This is a genomic window from Moorena sp. SIO1F2 (assembly GCF_010672755.1).
Lineage (GTDB): Bacteria > Cyanobacteriota > Cyanobacteriia > Cyanobacteriales > Coleofasciculaceae > Moorena.
Genome location: NZ_JAAHFV010000427.1, coordinates 1 through 5,042, shown reverse-complemented (window position 1 = coordinate 5,042; position 5,042 = coordinate 1). Strand labels below are relative to the sequence as shown.

Annotated in this window: 7 protein-coding genes and 1 pseudogene; 4 read left to right on the top strand and 4 right to left on the bottom strand. The window is 42.5% G+C overall.

The features are described 5' to 3' along the window. A partial coding sequence (locus tag F6J94_RS30035) for a hypothetical protein (protein ID WP_293047009.1) occupies positions 1–190 on the bottom strand: 190 nt, incomplete at its 3' end. A gap of 81 nt (positions 191–271) precedes the next feature. On the opposite strand from F6J94_RS30035, the gene F6J94_RS30030 reads away from it, so the two are divergent. After that, entirely contained in the window at positions 272–1,117 is an 846-nt protein-coding gene (locus F6J94_RS30030) for an ABC transporter permease (protein ID WP_293047007.1), read from the top strand. Between the two features lie 2 nt (positions 1,118–1,119). Next, positions 1,120–1,263 (top strand): hypothetical protein, encoded by a 144-nt coding sequence (locus F6J94_RS30025; RefSeq protein ID WP_293047006.1) that lies wholly within the window; start codon positions 1,120–1,122, stop codon positions 1,261–1,263. 70 nt (positions 1,264–1,333) lie between these two features. Here F6J94_RS30025 and F6J94_RS30020 read toward each other — a convergent pair whose 3' ends face one another. Continuing rightward, complete coding sequence (locus F6J94_RS30020) at positions 1,334–2,275, bottom strand: polysaccharide pyruvyl transferase family protein (protein ID WP_293047005.1); 942 nt, start codon at positions 2,273–2,275, stop codon at positions 1,334–1,336. Between the two features lie 56 nt (positions 2,276–2,331). Beyond that, positions 2,332–2,946 carry a Uma2 family endonuclease gene (locus F6J94_RS30015; protein WP_293047003.1) on the bottom strand — a complete coding sequence of 205 codons (615 nt, stop codon included), beginning with the start codon at positions 2,944–2,946 and terminating at the stop codon, positions 2,332–2,334. Between F6J94_RS30015 and F6J94_RS30010 the strand changes: the two genes are divergently transcribed. After that, positions 2,938–3,111, top strand: coding sequence for a hypothetical protein (locus F6J94_RS30010; RefSeq protein ID WP_293026473.1), 174 nt, complete (start codon positions 2,938–2,940; stop codon positions 3,109–3,111). The genes F6J94_RS30015 and F6J94_RS30010 overlap by 9 nt on opposite strands. 68 nt (positions 3,112–3,179) lie before the next feature. On the opposite strand, the gene F6J94_RS30005 is transcribed toward F6J94_RS30010, so the two are convergent. After that, positions 3,180–4,241 (bottom strand): hypothetical protein, encoded by a 1,062-nt coding sequence (locus F6J94_RS30005; RefSeq protein ID WP_293047001.1) that lies wholly within the window; start codon positions 4,239–4,241, stop codon positions 3,180–3,182. A 298-nt stretch (positions 4,242–4,539) separates the two neighbouring features. Here F6J94_RS30005 and F6J94_RS30000 point away from each other — a divergent pair. Further along, a pseudogene (locus tag F6J94_RS30000) lies at positions 4,540–5,042 on the top strand (hypothetical protein); the annotation flags it as partial.

Sequence of the window (5,042 nt, the reverse complement as noted above, 5' to 3'; positions counted from 1 at the left end):
AGCGATCGCACTTTTGATTAAGTATGGTGATCCAAAAGCACAGCCCTAGCACTATAGAAAAGGGAGTAGGGAGTAGGGAGTAGGGAGTAGGGAGTAGGGAGTAGGGAGTGGGGAGTAGGGAGTAGGGAGTAGGGAGTAGGGAGTAGGGAGTAGGGAGTAGGGAGTAGGGAGTAGGGAAATAGGGTTGCATTTATAAAAATGAAAAATTTAAACTAGAAACTTGATATTAATTAACCATTAACTATTAATCATTAAAATTAACAATTAACAAATGACTAATGAGCAACTCTACCATCAGCAGGAGGAGCTTCCCCTAGACATGGTAAACTCTCAACCAAAACTCCGGGTTTCTTGGCAAGGTATTTTCTCCCTGCTGATGTTCTTTTATATGTACCTACCCCTGCTGGTACTGACGTTTTATAGCTTCAATGACTCTAAATACAGCGCCCAGTGGCAGGGATTCACGTTTAAGTGGTACCTGAAACTATGGGAGGACGAGAGTGTAAGGACCGCACTATTCAATAGTCTCACGGTAGCGCTAGTGGCAGTAGGGATTTCTGCGGTATTGGGTACCATGATGGCAGTCGGTTTAGCCCGTTACCAGTTTCCAGGGAAACGCTTGTATCGAGGTATCTCCTACTTACCCCTGATTATCCCAGACATTGCGATCGCAGTGGCAACTCTCATCTTTTTGGCAGTTATGGCTATTCCTCTTAGTCTGTGGACTATCATAGCAGCTCATATAGTTTTCTGTTTGGCCTATATTGCCATTGTTGTTTCCTCCCGTATCACCCAGCTTGACCCTCACCTAGAAGAAGCAGCCCTTGATTTAGGAGCAACCCCCTTACAAGCTTTTATAAAAATATTACTACCGGAATTGATGCCAGGGATTATTGCCGGTTGTTTATTGTCTTTTGTCCTAAGTATGGATGATTTTCTGATTTCTAGTTTTACAGCTGGGACTGGTGCAACTACCTTACCTATGGAAATCTTTAGCCGCATCCGCACTGGTGTTAAACCAGATATAAATGCCCTTAGTGTTTTGCTAATCCTGGTATCAGGTGCAGTTGCTTTTATAGCTGAATGGCTCCGTTATCGGAGTGTGGAAAATCGGTAATAATGGGGAATCGGGAATCGGGAATTGGGAATCGGGAATCGGAACCCACCCCTAACCCCTCCCAGGAGGGGAACGGGAATCGGGAATTGGGAATTGGGAATCGGGAATTGGGAATCGGGAATCGGGAATCGGGAATTTATAACTGATACAAGGTTACTTTATATTATTCCATTATATTATTCCATTCCTTAGTTCAGCCACCCCAAAATTTAGAATTCATCCTTGAACATTCATTCTTGATTTCAATTTATATAACCTTTCTTCCAATTCAGTAGTAAGTTGTTCGAGCCGATGGTCATTACTTAAGTAGGGAGAGGTAGTTTTAGCGATTCTGAATAGTTGAGTGGCGATTAATTGTTGTTTTTCACTCCAAAGTGTCTTGACTGAACGCAACTGATCTTGTTTGAGCCAATTAAACCAAAAGTGAGCATAACGGATTGAGGAACGAATTCCCCGTGCTGTTCTAGGATATAAATCCCACAGAGGCATGATATATTGGGGTTGGTATTTCAAACCAACAGATAAGCACCAATCCTGCCATTTAAATGCCAAGATACTTGGATTAGTGCAGATGGGAATCCAGGGAATTCGTAGCGCATCGGCTACAATTGCTCCATGCATGGCTTCTGTTAGTAAGATTTTGGTTTGGCTGATGGCAGATAATACTTGCTCGACAGGCAAACGAGGGTCAATATACTTAAAGCCGATTTGTTCACAGATTTGATGCCAGGCTTGACCGCCATATCTGGCAGATTTAGCATGGGGCATAACGGCAAATTGATGGATTTTTTGACTGGTTGGATGGAAGAGTCGTCTGACTAGCACTGCTCCATCGGTAACGGCTAATTGAGGGGAAATGTCTAAGGCTTTGGCGGAAAGGGGTCCTCTTACACAGTCAATTGTCCAGGAATCTTGGAGTTTTGGTAACTTTTCATAACCGACTCCGCTACTAAAAATTATGATTCGGCGAGCATTGGGTAAACGCTTGGGTAGTAAATTATTTAGGAGGGTACCGATTCCAACAAAGGCGGTGCTTTCATCGTCATCTAGTAAGTTAGGGATTAACTGTTGCCAGAGCCAAGGGTTTAGGTCATCGCCGAAGTTATTGAGACCACCGGGGAATCGTTTGGATGAGTATTGGTAGTAGAAGAGTTTCATTATTGTTTGTTATTCCCTAATATGTCGCATTTTACTTCGGTAGAGCCACTAAAGGTTTATGTTCCGGCCTTGACTAGCTGGTCAACAGTTAGTTTTAATTCTGGGAAAGTTGGTGATTCAATAGAATCACAACCCGTAAAGGTTTTGCCTTCTTTATATTCATCCTCAGCTAACTCGTATATCCAAACTGTAGGAATTTTAGGAGACCCAATGTATCGGGTTCCTCCCAGGGCTTTATAGTCAACAATCCAGTATTCTGGAATACCAAATTTTTCGTATTCAGCTAGTTTGGTTAGATAGTCATCTTGCCAGTTGGTACTAACGACTTCCACGATTAACTTAGCTGATTTACCGATTGAAATACTTGACTTTTTTTTCCAGTATGGGTCTTCCACGACAGTTTGTTTATCCAAGACAATGATATCTGGTAAATAACCTTCCCCCTGTTGATAGGGTTTGACAAGACAAGTTCGAGGAATAAAGTAAGGTAGTGAAAGTCTCTCTATTTCGACATCAATTTTTCTGGCAATGAGAGCTGCTACTTGTTCGTGTAAACCGGTGGGACGCATAGCTACAATTCTACCCTGGCGAAGTTCATAGTTTCCTCCATCCTCTGGGTACTGTTCTAAGAATTCGTCAAACGTTAATAGTTTTGATACTGCTTGAACCATAGTTATGAATGGTTAATAAGTACTATTGGGTTAGTATCTAGTTTAAGTATAGCGTTTTACAATGATAGGTCAAACTATTTGTTGTTAAAAAAGCGCTGCATCCCTACTCCCTGCTCCCTAATCGCTACTCCCTACTCCCTAAAAACCACCGGTGTAAGTACCTAACCGAATTGACAACTGCTATATAATAAGGATACCAAACTCATTTCCAAAAATCCATTTACCATCGACTTTTATCTGGAATTATTGCTAGCCAATAAAACTCTTGTTATTTTATCTTTAACTCGATTTCCCTGAAAGCCAATATAACCCTGTCCCAAGGTAATCTGTTGAGACAAATGAGATTGATTGCACCAATTATCATAGGCAGGTAATGCAATAGTTTCTAAGAAATAACGCCACTTCTTCGTAGTACTTGAAGGGGTGATCGCTTTGGCACGAATTCTACCATTTTTAACCATAGCGCTACGTAAAGTTGGCTCTTCTTTCAACCGCTTAAGGGCTGAAATTAACGCGCTAGGGGTAGCCACTTCCAGATAGTCTAGTGGGCTATAGCGTTCTACTTGATAAGCAGCTTCACATCCGAGAATAGCAGGAACCCCTGCTAGCCAAGCATTGTAGAGTTTGGTAGCTGGTTTGGTCAGGTAATTGCGGTGGAAGCAGCCTGTGTGACACTCAAAGCTACGCACAGCGACAATAGCATCAATCTGACTGTAGTCATGCCAGCGATTGTCTAGGTTGCTATAGTCATGCCAATGATTGCGATTGATTACTGGTTGCCAAGATAACCCCAGTGCCTGGAGTTGTTGTTGCCAGGAGGGATGCTTTAACTCTATCGCTAGATTATTTTCCTGACCAAAGAAGGCGATGGTTTTAAAGCGATCGCATCGTGCTGGATGGCGCTGAATTAACCCTGGCTGAGTCCAGTGGGGTAAATAGTAACTATTGCGCAGATGCATTGTTTCCAGAGGATTTTGTACCACATGGACTTGAGCATAGGGATAGGGTCTTTGTTCAGCTTTAATACAAATCAGCAATAACTTTGGTCCTGGCTTGAGCTGGTCATTGTGAGCTCGTAAACAATTGCGGTGGATCAGGACAATCCCTTCTCTGGGCAATTCTGCTACTAGTTCGCAAGGGAAACCATCGGCTTTCAGGCGCAGATAGGTTTGTAAGGTCCAGGCATAGATACCAATACCAAAGCCTTTCCAGTTCTCATCGGCACTTTTGGGCATGGTGTCCGGCCAGAAACCCTGAGGAATGTAGAAGTAAATTGGGGGTAATTTATCGGTCATTGAATCCTGGATAAAGAAGTAATATCAAATCAATCTCCAATTTGGTTAACTAATTAATATATCCCTTAGAAGGTAATTGGTAATTGGGTAAAAGGTAATGGGTAATTAGTAGTTGATGATTAGGCATTACAGATTACCCTGACTCAAAAATCCAGGAACTATTTAAGAAGTGATTAATGGAACTTGACTCAACTTTGCATTTATCTTGCGATCAAAAAAAGCTGAATTATAGCATATCATCTTTTACAAAAAATTACCCGTTTGGGTACTGCAAACCTAATAATTTGTATGAGACAATATGGCACAGCTAAGCAAAAGTGTAAGGATGGTGCCTCTATCGAGATATTGGGAAATTTTAAGACTTGATCCTGCTAGTGTTGGGTGTGGTTACAAAAAACTGTTACTACCGCTGGCATGGGAGTTTTTTCAACAGAAGTGTCTAGAATTAGATGCTTCAGAAACGCGATTGACCGTTCGCGGCAGCGTCGGGCAAAGTCCTAGAGGTGCGCATTTGTCGGTGGAGCAGCATCGGGATATTCAAACCTCCCTATACACCTGGTTTCACCCTGAGGAATCGTCTGGGTCAGCCATAAGTCGTGCTAGAGCAGGACTTTGTCTTCGTTGCTATGTCTCTTACCCAATCCTGAAAGCTTGCAAGAAACTGGCTAGTTTACCTCAATCCCCCCAAGAAAATGGGGAATCTCCAAAAGGGGACATTACGCTGAAGGACGCTAACGGTAAAACTCTCGAATGTTACATTGAGCATTCCCTAGAGCTGGAGGGTTGTGAATACCTTCTGCT